Source organism: Allobranchiibius sp. GilTou73 (assembly GCF_021391335.1).
In the GTDB taxonomy this organism is placed as follows: Bacteria; Actinomycetota; Actinomycetes; order Actinomycetales; family Dermatophilaceae; genus Allobranchiibius; species Allobranchiibius huperziae.
This window is the reverse complement of record NZ_CP090051.1, coordinates 191,332-205,396: the sequence shown is the minus strand read 5'-3', so window position 1 is coordinate 205,396 and position 14,065 is coordinate 191,332. Positions and strand designations below refer to the sequence as shown.

Genomic DNA, 14,065 nt, shown 5'->3' with positions numbered 1-14,065 from the left:
TTTTGGGGGCTGAGCGGGCCGAAACGGGGGGTGGTCCGGCGGGGGGTCAGCTCTGCGCCAACACTCCGTACGCGCACAGTTGCTCGACGGCGGCGTGGACCAGGGCGTCGGCGTCAGGGTGGTCGCCGTGCAGTTCGACGCAGATGGAGACCAGCTCCTCGAGGGTGCGCGGCTCGCGGGCCGCATCCCAGACGGTGGCGCCCAACCCGCTGCAGCGGATCGGCAGGTCCTCGATGAGCAGCAGGATCTCCTCGTCGATGCGCACCGCGTCCGCGTACGCGCCACGGCGGACCGATCCGATCGCCCCGGGAGCGGGCTCGTCGGTGGGCGGCGAGAGGTGTTCGACCCGCGCGACCTCCGCCGGGTCGTCGGCGGCCAGCGCCCGCAGCGTGTCGACGCACTCCTCGATCTCGCTGTAGTGAAGCCGGTGGATGCCACCGCAGGACTGCACGTGCCGGGTGAGGGTCAGCAGGGGCTCGGGCATCTTCGTCAGATAGGACAGCTGCGGGATGAGGGCGAGGATGCCGTCGAGCAGGGGCAGTTGCTCCACCCTGGGCGCTGCACCCGGGGCGCCGTCCCGCTGCAGGAGGACGATGCGCCGCAGCTGCAGTGTCGGTGGCTCTGCCACCGGCAGCAGGCCGAGTTCGTCCGGTCCGTGCTGGTGCTTGTGCTCCTCGCCCTCGATGATCACCGAGAGCGGCTGGGGAACGGCAGGACCCGGCTGTCGCCGCGTACGGCGACCGTCTCGTCGGTCACGTACGCGAATGCGGCCGCGCACAACCGCTGGGCCGCGGTCGTCTTGCCCGTGCCGGACTCCGCCACGAGGGCGATCACCGCACCGGTCTCGGGGTCGGCCACCCCGGAGGCGTGCAGCATGGTGAGTTGCCCGGCACACAGCTGGATGAAGCGCAGGGTGACGCCGGAGACCACCGAGTACTCGGCGAAATCGGAGTCGAGATCGGCGACGTACTCCACCGAACGCAGCGCGGGGCCGGCGCCGGGGTCGGCCAGGCACCGTGACCACTGGTCGCGGACGCGCCCCGCGGACACCTGATCGGGCACCTCGATGTCGACGGTGTGTCCGAAGGCCCCGACCTTGACCACCGTCGCATCCGTCACGGTATGGATCGTAAACGTGCCGCTTCGGCTTTCTGCTGACGGCGAACGTCTTTCGTCGAAGGCCCCTGTGCGGAACACACTGTGAGTGGGTCGCGTTGAGGTCATCAGACACCAGCAGCAGGGCAGGTCGCCCAGCCGCTGCGGATAGCATCGAACGACGCAGGCAGCAGCCTCAAGGGAGTTGACATGTTCGAACGGTTCACCGACCGCGCACGGCGTGTGGTGGTGCTCGCCCAAGAAGAGGCGCGCATGCTCAACCACAACTACATCGGCACCGAGCACATCCTGCTCGGCCTCATCCACGAGGGTGAGGGCGTCGCGGCCAAGGCCCTGGAGAGCCTCGGCATCTCCCTGGAGGCCGTGCGCGAGCAGGTGCAGGAGATCATCGGCCCCAGCCAGCAGACCCAGCCGGGCCACATCCCCTTCACCCCGCGGGCCAAGAAGGTGCTGGAGCTCTCGCTGCGCGAGGGTCTGCAGCTCGGCCACAGCTACATCGGCACCGAGCACATCCTGCTCGGGCTGATCCGCGAGGGCGAGGGCGTCGCCGCCCAGGTCCTCGTGAAGATGGGTGCCGACCTGGCGCGAGTGCGCCAGCAGGTCATCCAGCTCGTCTCCGGCTACCAGGGCAAGGAGACCGCGGGCGCAGGCGTCGGCGGTCAGGGCCAGCAGGAGGGCACCCCGGCGGGTTCGCTGGTGCTCGACCAGTTCGGTCGCAACCTGACCCAGGCCGCGAGAGACGGCAAACTCGATCCGGTCATCGGGCGCGAGTCCGAGATCGAACGCGTCATGCAGGTGCTGTCGCGGCGTACCAAGAACAACCCGGTGCTCATCGGTGAGCCCGGCGTCGGCAAGACCGCCGTCGTCGAGGGCCTCGCCGCGGACATCGTGCGCGGCGACGTGCCCGAGACGCTGAAGGACAAGCAGCTCTACACCCTCGACCTCGGGTCGCTAGTGGCAGGTTCGCGCTACCGCGGTGACTTCGAGGAGCGCCTGAAGAAGGTGCTGAAGGAGATCCGCACCCGCGGCGACATCATCCTGTTCATCGATGAGATCCACACCCTCGTCGGGGCGGGCGCGGCCGAGGGCGCGATCGACGCGGCCTCGATCCTGAAGCCGATGCTGGCGCGCGGTGAGCTGCAGACGATCGGCGCGACGACGCTCGACGAGTACCGCAAGCACATCGAGAAGGACGCCGCGCTGGAGCGCCGCTTCCAGCCCATCCAGGTGATGGAGCCCTCGATCCCGCACGCCATCGAGATCCTCAAGGGTCTGCGCGACCGCTACGAGGCCCACCACCGGGTCACGATCACCGATGCCGCGCTGGTCGGTGCGGTCAACATGGCCGACCGCTACATCAACGACCGGCACCTGCCGGACAAGGCGATCGACCTGATCGACGAGGCAGGTGCGCGACTGCGCATCCGCCGGATGACGGCGCCGACCGACCTGCGCGAGTACGACGAGAAGATCCAGCACGTGCGCCGCGAGAAGGAATCGGCGATCGACGGGCAGGACTTCGAGAAGGCCGCGTCGCTGCGCGACGATGAGAAGAACCTCATCAACGCCAAGGCGCAGCGCGAGAAGGAGTGGAAGGCCGGCGACCAGGACGTCGTGGCCGAGGTCGACGAGGAGCTGATCGCCGAGGTGCTCGCCGCCTCGACCGGCATCCCCGTCTTCAAGCTGACCGAGGAGGAGTCCTCGCGACTGCTGCGGATGGAGGACGAGCTGCACAAGCGGGTCGTCGGCAACGACGACGCGATCAAGGCGCTGTCCCAGGCCATCCGTCGTACCCGCGCGGGCCTGAAGGACCCCCGTCGTCCCGGCGGCTCGTTCATCTTCGCCGGTCCGACCGGCGTCGGTAAGACCGAGCTGGCCAAGGCGCTCGCGGAGTTCCTCTTCGGCGACGAGGACGCGTTGATCACCCTCGACATGTCCGAGTTCGCCGAGAAGCACACCGTCTCGCGGCTGTTCGGTTCGCCTCCCGGCTACGTCGGCTACGAGGAGGGCGGCCAGCTGACCGAGAAGGTGCGGCGCAAGCCGTTCTCGGTGGTGCTCTTCGACGAGGTCGAGAAGGCCCACCCCGACATCTTCAACAGCTTGTTGCAGATCCTGGAGGACGGTCGCCTGACCGACTCCCAGGGCCGGGTCGTGGACTTCAAGAACACGGTGATCATCATGACCACCAACCTCGGCACCAGGGACATCTCCAAGGGTGTCTCGCTGGGCTTCGCCTCCGGCAACGACGCCGCGACCGATTACGACCGGATGCGCGCGAAGGTGCAGGACGAGCTCAAGCAGCACTTCCGCCCCGAGTTCCTCAACCGCGTGGACGACACCATCGTCTTCCCGCAGCTGACCGAGGAGCAGATCGTCGAGATCGTCGACCTGATGGTCGAGAAGCTCGACGTGCGGCTGAAGGACAAGGACATGGCGATCGAGCTGACCACGCCCGCGAAGGCGCTGTTGGCCAAGCGCGGGTACGACCCCGCGCTCGGTGCCCGGCCGCTGCGTCGCACGATCCAGCGGGAGATCGAGGACATGATGTCCGAGAAGATCCTCTACGGCGAGCTCGGTGCCGGCGAGATCGTCCTGGTCGATGTCGACGGCGAGGGCAAGACCGCGAAGTTCACCTTCGCCGGCTCGCCGAAGCCGAAGGCGCCCGACGCGCTGCCCGAGCCGGCCGGTGTCGGCGACAGCGGCGGCGAACACGGCGTCGACCTCGGCAAGGACTGACCCAGAACGCAGCACCCATCGGCCCCGGATCCGGCTCGGATCCGGGGCCGATGCGCGTCCGGGAACGCTCTCGTTAGGGTCGTGACGTGGACCACGCGTCGGTGAGCACGACCCTGCGCCCTGCCCGCACCGCCGACGTTCCCGCCATCCGTGCGCTGATCGAGCCGTACGTCGAGACCCGTGCCATCGTCGCCAAGCCGCCGGTCGCCTACTTCGAGGGGCTGCAGGAGTTCATCGTGGCCGAGCGCGACGCAGAGCTCGTCGGGTGCGGTGCCCTGCACGTGATGTGGGAGGACGTCGCCGAGGTGCGCACCATCGCCGTGCACCCGCAGATGCGCGGCCACGGGACCGGCCACCAGATGCTCGGCCACCTGCTGCAGCACGCCCGCGACCTCGGGGTGGCGCGTGTCTTCTGTCTCACTTTCGAGGTCGACTTCTTCGCCCGTCACGGGTTCCGGGAGATCGAGGGCGACCCCGTGGAGCCGGACGTCTACCTGGAGCTGCTGCAGTCCTACGACGAAGGTGTCGCGGAGTTCCTCGACCTGGACCGGGTCAAACCCAACACCCTCGGCAACACCCGGATGCTGCTCACCCTGTGAAGGAGTCGTCGTCCGCGAGCCCCGGCAGCGGTCCGAGGACAGCCTCCGCGGCGTCGGCCAGGTCGGCGAGATCGGCCCGGTAGCGCCGGATCGCCACTCCCAGTCCGTTCGGTTTCAGCACCAGTCCCTCGTCGTCCCAGTGGTCGAGGGCATGTACCCGTACATGGGCCGGCAGGTCGCCGTACGAGCTGACCACCCGCCACCACGGCACGTCCTCCTCCTCGCACAACGCCATGAAACGGCCGACCATCCGCGGTGACATGGCGAGCATCCCGGCGATGTCGCCGTAGCTGACGACGGTGCCGGGCGGGACCAGCCGGACGATGGCGTAGACGCTGCTGCGTAGATCCATCAGCGGCTCCCGGCGTAGATGCGGCGTACGACGTCCTCGATGTCGGGCTCCTCGATGGACAGATCGCGCACCTCGGCCCGTGCGGCGACGGCGGCGAGCACCGTCGCGGCGGTGGCGACCTCGGGATCGAACGCCAGGCGCTGCCGGATGCCGCCCGCCTCGCTCCCCAGGTGGGTGGTGGCGTCGATGCCCAGCAGGTCCGGCCCGGGCGCCGCGAGGTCGACGACGAGCACCCGCCTCGCCCCCACCCGCTGGGAGAGCCCGGGCAGGGTGCCGTCGTACGCCAGTCGGCCGTGGTCGACGACGAGGACCCGGTCGCACAGTCGCTCGATGTCGCCCATGTCGTGGGTCGTGAGCAGGAGGGTGGTGCCGTGCTCGGCGCGCTCGCGGATGAGGAACTCGCGCAGCCGTTGCTTGGACAGCACGTCCAGGCCGATCGTCGGCTCGTCCAGGATGACCAGCTCAGGGGAGTGCAGCAGCGCTGCTGCGACCTCGGCGCGCATCCGCTGCCCGAGCGAGAGCTGGCGCACCGCGGTGTCGAGGAAGTCACCCATCTCCAACTGCTCGATCAACTCCTCGGTGCGCGCGCGTCGGACCTGCGCGGGCAGGGCGTGGATCGAGGCCAGGATCGCGAAGGACTCCCTGACCGGAAGGTCCCACCACAACTGGGAACGCTGGCCGAAGACCACCCCGATCTGTCGGGCGAGATGGCGTCGCTCGCGCAACGGATCGCGTCCGCAGGTGCGCACCGAGCCGCCCGTCGGCACGAGGATGCCCACGAGCATTTTGATGGTGGTCGACTTCCCGGCGCCGTTCGCGCCGATGTAGCCGACGGACTCGCCGGCTTCGATCCGCAGGGTCAGCTGATCGACCGCGGTCAGTTCGGTGCGCACCAGACCACGGCGACGCTTGAAAACTCTTGTCAGAGCATCAGTCTCGATGATCATTGCGGTCATCCTCCTGCTCCTTGATAGTGCCGTACGCCGATCCGCCAGAGCCACAGCCCACCGGCCCACGCCCAGATCGCCGCGAGCGGAGTGCACCAGCCGAGCCACGCCGGCAGCAGGGACGGCCCGGGTTTGCCGAGCAGGAGCAGCGCGGGCAGGAACGCGGTGAAGGCCATCGGGAAGAAGAATCCGAACGCGGCCTTGACCGGGCGGGTCCACACGGAGGCGACCTGAGTGGCGGCGTAGCGGCCGCCGTACACGAAGGAGTTGGTGAGCTCGCCGCCGCTGATGACGAAGAACTGGATGCCCGCGGCCCAGACGAACATCGCCGAGAAGATCGCGATCCCGGCGATCAGGGTCATCGCGAGCAGTCCGACGTGGGCCGGGCTCCACCGGATGTCGTTGATGGACAGGGCGATCACGATGGAGGCCAGGCCGACCGCCGCTCGCGCGAGGCGGCGCAACTCGATGTTGCTGGTAATCAGCTGCAGCAGCAGCGGCTGGGGACGCAGATAGAACACGTCGAGGGTGCCGTCGCGGACGTACCTGTCCAGGTCGTCGCAGTGACCGACCACCATGTCAGCCATCGAGAAGCAGAAGTCGGCGATGCCGAAGACGAGCAGGATCTGCCGGAAGTCGAATCCGCCGAGCGACTGCACGGCGTGGAAGAGCACCCATACCTCGGCGAGCTCGATGAAACTCACCAGGAACGACGCGGCGAGGTCGACGCCGAAACTGAGCCGGTAGGAGCGCTGCGCGCGGATGCGGGAGGCGAGCACGGCCCGGTACGGCGCCGTGCGGGCGGTGACGGTGTCAGCCACCCTGCACCTCCAAGCGCCGCCGACCGGCGTTCGTCAACACGTGTCCGACCGTCCCCACGAGGGCGAGCCACCCCACCTGCGCGGTGATCAGGCCCACCCCGCCGCGGCCGGTGAACACGTCGATCGGGTACTGCAGCATCGACGGGAACGGAGTGCTCGAGGCGAGCACGAGCAGCCAGTGCGGGAAGAGCGAGATCGGGACCAGGAGTCCCGCGAAGAAACCGGACACCATCATGTAGAACACCTGCAGCCCGCGGATCTCCACGAGCCAGTAGGCGGCCGACGCGACGAGGTAGACGCTCGCCCACGACACGGTGATGCCGAGCAGCAGGCTCACGGCACCCAGCACCCAGGGGAGCGGCCGGTGCGGGATCGTCATACCGACGAACAGGTAGCCGATCAGCATGCTCGGCGCGCCACGCGGCAGCAGGGCGCACACGGCCTTGCCGACATCGGTGGCGACGGTGCCCCACTGCAGGGAGATCGGCCGCAGGAAGTCGGTGACCACGGCACCGGACTTGATCCGGTCCGCCAGGTCGGTGCGCCCGGTGAGGTTGAGCGATCCGAGCAGCCCCTGCGACAGCCACACGTAGGTCGCCATGGTCCCGACCGCGTATCCGTGCAGATTCCCGCCACCCGCGCGGACCGCGGCGAGCAAAATGACCGACTTCAGCAGCCCGAACGTCGTGTTCGCGACCAGCCCGCCGAGCATCGCCAGGCGGTAGGTCGTCTGCTGCCGGATGCCCGCGGCGAAGAGGCGCCCGTAGGGCGCGAGAGCGACAGGCACAAACGCAGGAACCTACCAGCTTCTGCTCCGACCGGGGATCGGGATGTCGCGGCCGCCTCGTTAGAGTCGTGCTCCATGAGCGGTGTACCCGACCCGGACCGGCCGAACGACGAGCGCCCGCAGTTCGTCATCGTGATGGGAGTCTCGGGGTCCGGCAAGACCACGATCGCCACGGCTCTGGCGACCAGGCTGGGGTGGGATTTCGCCGAGGGCGACGACTTCCACCCGGAGGCGAACGTCGAGAAGATGGCGCACGGCGTGCCGCTCACCGATGAGGACCGCTGGCCGTGGCTGCGGGCCATCGGGGCGTGGATGGACGAGCACGCGCGCGAGGGCCGCAGCGCGGTCGTCACGTGTTCAGCGCTGAAGCGGGCCTACCGCGATCTGTTGCGAGAAGGCCGTGACCGGGTGCGCTTCTGCTGCATCGACGTACCCGTCGAGGAGCTCGAACGACGGCTCGCGGTGCGCACCGGTCACTACATGCCCGCGTCCCTGCTCCCGTCGCAGCTGGCCACGTTGGAGGCGTTGCAGCCCGATGAGCCCGGAGTCGTGGTGCACGCGCACGGCGACCCGCAGCACGTGGTCGCCGAGGCCTTCGAGAAGCTGGGCCTGATCGATCAGGCCGGCAGCGCGTAGGTCCGATCCGGCAGCGGGTCGACCAGGCCGTCCTCGATGAGGCCGGCCAGGCACCGGCCGCGCTGCGCCGCGTCGGACCAGACGAGGTCCAGGGCGGCCTGCTGCACGGGACCGTCCGCGTCGCGCAGCGCCTGCAGCAGCAGCCCCCGCACCTGTCGGTCGGTGCCCGCCCACCGCTGCGCCCGTTTCACCGGACCGTCGTACGCCGGTCGGCCGGCGGCCAGCCAGGCGCACCGGTCGGAGATCGGGCACAGCTCGCAGGTGGGGGAGCCGGCGGTGCACACCAGTGCGCCCAGCTCCATGACCGCGACGTTCCAGGTGGCGGCGTCCGCATCGTCGCGGGGGAGAAGCTCCTCGGCCAGGCGCGATTCCGCGGCTGTGAGCGCCGGGGCGGCCTGGGCCGACCCGGTGACCGCGCGGGCGTGCACCCGGCGCACGTTGGTGTCGACGACGGCGCAGCGGATCCCGAACGCGAACGCCCCCACGGCCGCCGCGGTGTAGGCGCCCACTCCCGGCAGCGCGCGCAACTGCTCCAGATCGTCCGGGACGGCTCCGTCGTGCGAAGCGACCATCGCCATGGCAGCGGCGTGCAGCCGCAGGGCCCGGCGCGGATACCCCAGGCGACCCCAGTGCCGTACCGCGTCGCCGGGTGCGGCGGCGGCCAGGTCGGCAGGTGCGGGCCAGCGCGTCATCCAGTCCGCCCACACCGGCAGCACGCGCACGACCGGGGTCTGCTGCAGCATGATCTCGGAGACGAAGACACCCCACGGCGTGGCGTCGAGGGCCCGCCAGGGCAGATCGCGTCGGTGGTCGGCGTACCAGTCCAGGACCGGCTGGTGCAGTCCGGCGTGCGCAGCCGCGGTCACCGGTCGCCGCTCAGACGTACCGCTCGAGGATGCTGTTCTCGGCGAGACGCGACAGGCCCTCGCGCACCGAGCGGGCGCGCAGCTCGCCGACGCCCTCGACGGCCATCAACTGATCGAAGTCGGCCGCGAGCAGCTTCTGCAGGCTGCCGAAGTGCTCCACCAGGCGGTCGTTGATGAGCGGCGGAAGCCGCGGGATCTTGCTGAGCAGCCGGTAGCCGCGCGGCGAGACCGGCGCGTCGAGCGATTCCGCGGCACCGGCCGAGCCCAGGGCGCCGGCACCGGCGTGCAGGTCGAGCAGGTCGGTGGAGCTGATCGCCGCCAGCCGGTCCAGCGCCTGCTGGGTGGTCATGCCGTCACGGGCGACGTCGACGTAGTCACGCACGACCAGCTCGCGGTCGTCCGACAGGGTGCCGACCAGCTCGTCCAGCTGCAGGGACATCAGCCGACCGTCGACGCCGAGCTCCACGACGTACTCGGCGATCTCCTCGCTGATCCGTCGCACCATCTCCAGCCGCTGCAGCACCGTGGCCACGTCGCGGACCGTGACCAGGTCCTCGATCTCCAGGGCGGACAGGGTGCGGGTGACCTCGTCGAGGCGCGACTTGTAACGCTCCAGGGTCTGCAGCGCCTGGTTGGCGCGGGACAGGATCGCGTTGGAACCCTCCATCACGTGCCGCAGCGACCCGACGTAGAGGGCGATGGTCTGCATCGACTGGCTCACCGAGATGACGGGAAGGCCGGTCTGCTTGGCGACCCGCTCCGCCGTGCGGTGCCGGGTGCCGGACTCCCGGGTGCGGATGTTGGGGTCCGGGACGAGCTGTACGGCGGCGCTGATGATCCTCGTGACGCCCTTGTCCAGGACGATCGCGCCGTCCATCTTGGCCAGTTCGCGCACCCGCGTGGAGGAGAAGTCGATGTCGATGGGGAAACCGCCGGTGCTGATGCTCTGCACCACGGTGTCGTAGCCCAGCACGATCAGCGCTCCGGTGCGGCCCCGCAGGATGCGCTCGAGGGCGTCGCGCAACTGGGTGCCCGGAGCGGCCGCGGCGAGCGTGTCGCGCAGCAACTGTTCCTCGGTGGGTGGCACGCGCTGGATTCTATGTGAGGCGCGGGCCGCCCCCGTCGATCAACCGCACGGCGTCGCGTACGTCGTCCACCTCGACGACCTGCATGCCCTCCGGCGCCGCTTCCCCGGCCAGCGACCCCGAGGGGATGACAGCCCTCCTGAAGCCGATGCGGAAGGCCTCGGCCAGGCGTCGCGCGACACCGGACACCGCGCGTACCTCTCCGGCCAGTCCCACCTCGCCGACGGCCACGGTGCCCGCGCCCATCGGACGGTCCTGCACCCCGCTCGCGATGGCCAGCGCGATCGCCAGGTCGGCCGCCGGCTCGCTGAGCCGCACACCCCCGACGGTCGAGAGGTAGCAGTCGCTGCGCGAGACCGGCAGGCCGGCGCGGCGGTCGAGCACGGCGAGGATCATGGCCGTCCGCGAGGAGTCGATGCCGCTGGTGGTGCGCCTGGGGTTGCCCTGCACGCCGTCGACCATCAGGGCCTGCACCTCCGTGACCAGTGGACGGCGCCCTTCGAGGGTGACCGTGACGCAGGTGCCGGGCACCGGCTGCTCCCGGCGGGTGAGGAAGAGCCCGCTCGGATCCGGCAGGCCGACGATGCCGACGTCGGACAGGTCGAAGCAGCCCACCTCGTCGGTCGGGCCGTATCTGTTCTTCGCGGCGCGCACCAGGCGCAGCCGCGAGTGCCGCTCGCCCTCGAACTGCACGACGACGTCGACCAGGTGCTCCAGCACGCGGGGACCGGCGATGGAGCCGTCCTTGGTGACGTGGCCGACCAGCAGCACGCTGATGTCGCGCTGCTTGGCGACCTGGATGATCGCCGCCGCGACCTCACGCACCTGGCTGACGTTGCCGGGAGAGCCGGGGATCTCGGTGGAGGCGATGGTCTGCACCGAGTCGATCACCAGCAGCTCCGGGCGGACCTGGTCGATCTGCGCCAGCACCGTGCCGAGATCGGTCTCGCTGGCCAGGAAGAGGGTGCGCGCCAGCGCCTCGATCCGCTCGGCCCGCACCCGCACCTGCGCGGCCGACTCCTCACCGCTGACGTAGAGCACCCGGCGCGGCCCGCGTGCCGCGCGCGCGGCCACGTCGAGCAGCAGCGTGGACTTGCCGATGCCCGGCTCGCCGGCGACGAGGATGACCGCCCCGGGCACCAGGCCGCCGCCGAGCACCCGGTCGAACTCGCTGACACCGGTCGGCCGGGCGGAGGCCTGCGACCCGTCCACCTCGCCGATCGGCACGGCGGGCCGCTCGAGCACGGTCGCGGCGGCGGTATGCACGCCGACCTGGCCGACCTCTTCCAAGGTGCCCCACGCCTGGCATTCGCTGCAGCGTCCGACCCACTTGATTGCGGTCCAGCCGCACTCGGCGCAGCGGTAGGACGGCGCTGGGGGTTTCTTGCGGGCGCTCGCGGTCGGCATACGCAGAAGGTATGCGCCGCCGCCGACAGACGTGCGGTCGGTCAGACGCGCTTGCGGTTCTGCTTCTGCGCGTCGAGCGTGGCGGGGTGGATCAGCAGCGGCAGCAGGGTGCGGTTGCCCGGGCGGCGCGCTGCCTTCGCGAGCGCCAGGTGGGCCTCGCAGTGCGTGACCAGCACGTCGTACGCCGCGTCGCCCATCAGGTGCCGCAGCTCGCCGGCGTTGGAGAGATAGAGCGGCTCCTTGCCGACGTGCGCCTCGGGGTTGGAGCTGCAGTACCAGTCCAGGTCGTGTCCGCCCGGGCCCCAGCCGCTGCGCTGGTACTCGCCGATCGAGATCTCCAGGTACGACGTGTCGTCGCCGCGCTCGACCGTGCGGAAGGTGCGCCGCAACGGCAACTGCCAGCAGACGTCCGGCTTGACGGTGTGCGGTTCGACGCCGGTGAGCAGCGCGTGCTGGTGCAGCGAGCAGCCGTCGCCCGCGGGGAAGCCGGGCCGGTTGAGGAAGATGCAGGCGCCGTCGACGACGCGCGTCTTGGTCGCGCCGTCCTCTTTCTCGCGCCAGCCGATGTCGGAGTGGCCCTCCTCGTAGTACTGCCACTCGTCGGGGCCGAGTTCCTTGACCACCCGGCGGACGTTCTTCAGGTCGTCCTTGTCGGCGAAGTGCGCGCCGAGCGTGCAGCATCCGTCGTCGGGGCGGTCGGCGTAGATGCCCTGGCAGCCGCGCCCGTAGATGCAGGTCCAGTTCGAGGTCAGCCACGTCAGGTCGCAGCGGAACCGCTCGGCACCGTCGTCCGGGTTGTCGAACTCGACCCAGCTTCGTGCGACGTTCGGATCGGTCTCGGCCACGGGCGTGATCGTAGCCCCGGCAGACTGCACCCAGCAGACGCAGAAGGCTGTCGCGGGAGATCCTCGACGGCCGGCGGTGGATGGTGCTCACCGACCGAAGGTGCGCCGACTAGTTTGGCCGCATGCGCCTCGGAGTGATCGACGTCGGTTCGAACACGGTCCACCTGCTCGTCGTCGACGCGCACCGCGGCGCCCAGCCGATCCCGGCGTTCTCCCACAAGCGCGAGCTGCGGCTGTCCGAGCACACGACCGCCAGCGGTGACATCGCGCGGGAGGGCATCGCGGCGCTCGTCGGCTTCGTCGAGGAGTGCAAGACCATCGCGGAGGACCAGGGCGCCGAGCAGCTGCTGGCCTTCGCGACCAGCGCCATCCGCGAGGCCCCCAACGGCGAGGGCGTGCTGAAGACCGTCCACGACAAGACCGGGATCCACCTGCAGGTGCTCTCCGGCGAGCAGGAGTCGTCGCTGACCTTCCTCGCCGTACGCCGCTGGTTCGGATGGTCCTCCGGGCGGCTGATCGTCATCGACATCGGCGGCGGCTCGCTGGAGCTCGCGAACGGGCAGGACGAGGTGCCGGACGCGGCGATCAGCCTGCCGCTCGGCGCAGGCCGCCTGACGCGCACGCTGCAGGGCGACCCGCCGGCGGCGGAGGACCTGCGCGCCATGCGCAAGCAGGTGCGCACCGAGATCGCCCGCAGCATGCGCGACCTGACCCGGTTCGGCCGCCCCGACCACGTCGTCGGCACCAGCAAGACGATCCGGTCGCTCGCGCGGCTCTGCGGAGCGGCGCCCAAGGACGAGGGTCCGTACGTCGAACGCACCTTGGAGCGCGCCGACCTGACCAAGCTGGTGCCGCGCCTGGCGAAGATGACGGCCGCCGAGCGCGCGGGCCTTCCAGGGGTGTCGGCCAGCCGGTCGGCGCAGATGCTGGCCGGCGCGGTGGTCATCGAGGGCACGATGGAGCTGCTCGACGTACCCGCCCTGACGCTGTGCCCGTGGGCGCTGCGCGAGGGCGTCATCCTGCGCCGCCTGGACGCCATGGACGGATGGGACGCGGCCGAGTGAGCATCAGCCGCATCCCGGACGCCAAGGTCGTCCTCTCCAGCGCCTCGGTCTACCCCCACGGCGTCGCGGCCACCTTCGACCTCGCCGACCGGCTCGGCTACGACGGGGTCGAGGTGATGGTGTGGAACGACCCGGTCAGCCAGGAGGCCGGTGCGCTGCAACGGCTCATCGACCACTATCAGCTGCCGGTGGTCTCGATCCACGCGCCGACTCTGCTACTCACCCAACGCATCTGGGGCACCGAGCCCTGGGACAAGGTCGACAACTCGGTCCGGGTCGCACGCGAGGTCGGCGCCGACACGGTGGTGCTGCATCCGCCGTTCCGCTGGCAGCGCGACTACGCCGCCGAGTTCGTCGCGGGGGTGGCGCAGCGCGAGGAGGAGACCGGCATACAGCTCGCGGTGGAGAACATGTTCCCGTGGCGTGCCCGGCAGCGCGAGATGCAGGCCTATCTGCCCGGCTGGGACCCGGTCGACATCGACTACGCGCACGTGACGCTCGACCTGTCGCACACCGCCACCGCCGGATCGGACGCGATGGCCATGCAGGCCGCGCTCGGCGAGCGACTGGCCCACGTGCACCTCGCCGACGGCTCGGGGTCCTTCAAGGACGAGCACCTGGTGCCGGGACGCGGTGGGCAGCCGTGCGCGCAGTTCCTGGAGGCGCTGGCGGCGGGCGGGTACGACGGGTCGATCGTCCTGGAGGTCGGCACCCGCAAGCTCGACGACGAGGAACGCGAGCTGGACCTCGCGGAGGCGCTCGCGTTCGCGCGGCTTCACTTCGCGGCGCCGGCCCTTCCCTGAC

Annotated in this window: 15 protein-coding genes; 5 read left to right on the top strand and 10 right to left on the bottom strand. The window is 70.2% G+C overall.

Going from position 1 to position 14,065, the window contains the following annotated elements; translation table 11 throughout:
• Positions 1-46: 46 nt before the first annotated feature.
• Complete coding sequence (locus LVQ62_RS01020; protein WP_233763872.1) at positions 47-691, bottom strand: hypothetical protein; 645 nt, start codon at positions 689-691, stop codon at positions 47-49.
• A complete protein-coding gene (locus LVQ62_RS01015) occupies positions 688-1,119 on the bottom strand; it encodes a hypothetical protein (protein WP_233763857.1) in 432 nt (143 codons plus the stop codon). The genes LVQ62_RS01020 and LVQ62_RS01015 overlap by 4 nt, the downstream gene beginning before the upstream one ends.
• A 186-nt stretch (positions 1,120-1,305) precedes the next feature.
• Here LVQ62_RS01015 and LVQ62_RS01010 point away from each other — a divergent pair, with 186 nt between their 5' ends.
• The gene (locus tag LVQ62_RS01010; protein WP_179478782.1) at positions 1,306-3,852 is read left to right on the top strand and encodes an ATP-dependent Clp protease ATP-binding subunit; all 2,547 of its coding nucleotides are present in this window, start codon (positions 1,306-1,308) and stop codon (positions 3,850-3,852) included.
• A gap of 86 nt (positions 3,853-3,938) precedes the next feature.
• Complete coding sequence (locus LVQ62_RS01005; protein WP_233763855.1) at positions 3,939-4,451, top strand: amino-acid N-acetyltransferase; 513 nt, start codon at positions 3,939-3,941, stop codon at positions 4,449-4,451.
• Here LVQ62_RS01005 and LVQ62_RS01000 read toward each other — a convergent pair.
• Genes LVQ62_RS01000 through LVQ62_RS00985 form a run of 4 tightly spaced genes read right to left on the bottom strand, consistent with a single transcriptional unit; the run spans position 4,441 to position 7,358 of the window.
• Positions 4,441-4,803, bottom strand: a complete 363-nt coding sequence (locus tag LVQ62_RS01000) for an MGMT family protein (protein WP_233763853.1) — start codon at positions 4,801-4,803, stop codon at positions 4,441-4,443. The genes LVQ62_RS01005 and LVQ62_RS01000 overlap by 11 nt on opposite strands.
• On the bottom strand, positions 4,803-5,759 hold the full coding sequence (locus LVQ62_RS00995; protein WP_233763851.1) for an ATP-binding cassette domain-containing protein: 957 nt from the start codon (positions 5,757-5,759) through the stop codon (positions 4,803-4,805). The genes LVQ62_RS01000 and LVQ62_RS00995 overlap by 1 nt, the downstream gene beginning before the upstream one ends.
• Complete coding sequence (locus tag LVQ62_RS00990) at positions 5,756-6,571, bottom strand: ABC transporter permease (RefSeq protein WP_208051572.1); 816 nt, start codon at positions 6,569-6,571, stop codon at positions 5,756-5,758. The genes LVQ62_RS00995 and LVQ62_RS00990 overlap by 4 nt, the downstream gene beginning before the upstream one ends.
• On the bottom strand, positions 6,564-7,358 hold the full coding sequence (locus LVQ62_RS00985; protein ID WP_233763849.1) for an ABC-2 family transporter protein: 795 nt from the start codon (positions 7,356-7,358) through the stop codon (positions 6,564-6,566). The genes LVQ62_RS00990 and LVQ62_RS00985 overlap by 8 nt, the downstream gene beginning before the upstream one ends.
• A gap of 75 nt (positions 7,359-7,433) precedes the next feature.
• On the opposite strand from LVQ62_RS00985, the gene LVQ62_RS00980 reads away from it, so the two are divergent.
• Positions 7,434-7,994 carry a gluconokinase gene (locus tag LVQ62_RS00980; protein WP_233763847.1) on the top strand — a complete coding sequence of 187 codons (561 nt, stop codon included), beginning with the start codon at positions 7,434-7,436 and terminating at the stop codon, positions 7,992-7,994.
• Here the strand turns inward: LVQ62_RS00980 and LVQ62_RS00975 are convergent.
• The 4 genes from LVQ62_RS00975 to LVQ62_RS00960 are packed head-to-tail and all read right to left on the bottom strand — an operon-like array spanning position 7,976 to position 12,197.
• Positions 7,976-8,860, bottom strand: a complete 885-nt coding sequence (locus LVQ62_RS00975) for an A/G-specific adenine glycosylase (RefSeq protein ID WP_233763845.1) — start codon at positions 8,858-8,860, stop codon at positions 7,976-7,978. The genes LVQ62_RS00980 and LVQ62_RS00975 overlap by 19 nt on opposite strands.
• Positions 8,861-8,870: 10 nt before the next feature.
• Positions 8,871-9,947 (bottom strand): DNA integrity scanning diadenylate cyclase DisA, encoded by a 1,077-nt coding sequence (gene disA / locus LVQ62_RS00970; protein ID WP_233763843.1) that lies wholly within the window; start codon positions 9,945-9,947, stop codon positions 8,871-8,873.
• A 10-nt stretch (positions 9,948-9,957) separates the two neighbouring features.
• Complete coding sequence (radA, locus tag LVQ62_RS00965; RefSeq protein WP_233763840.1) at positions 9,958-11,352, bottom strand: DNA repair protein RadA; 1,395 nt, start codon at positions 11,350-11,352, stop codon at positions 9,958-9,960.
• 41 nt (positions 11,353-11,393) lie between these two features.
• On the bottom strand, positions 11,394-12,197 hold the full coding sequence (locus LVQ62_RS00960; RefSeq protein ID WP_233763834.1) for a hypothetical protein: 804 nt from the start codon (positions 12,195-12,197) through the stop codon (positions 11,394-11,396).
• A 122-nt stretch (positions 12,198-12,319) separates the two neighbouring features.
• Here LVQ62_RS00960 and LVQ62_RS00955 point away from each other — a divergent pair, with 122 nt between their 5' ends.
• Together LVQ62_RS00955 and LVQ62_RS00950 are read left to right on the top strand one after the other, a co-directional pair.
• The gene (locus tag LVQ62_RS00955; protein WP_233763832.1) at positions 12,320-13,261 is read left to right on the top strand and encodes a Ppx/GppA phosphatase family protein; all 942 of its coding nucleotides are present in this window, start codon (positions 12,320-12,322) and stop codon (positions 13,259-13,261) included.
• 2 nt (positions 13,262-13,263) lie between these two features.
• Positions 13,264-14,064 carry a sugar phosphate isomerase/epimerase gene (locus tag LVQ62_RS00950; RefSeq protein WP_255696546.1) on the top strand — a complete coding sequence of 267 codons (801 nt, stop codon included), beginning with the start codon at positions 13,264-13,266 and terminating at the stop codon, positions 14,062-14,064.
• The last annotated feature ends 1 nt before the right edge of the window (position 14,065 follow it).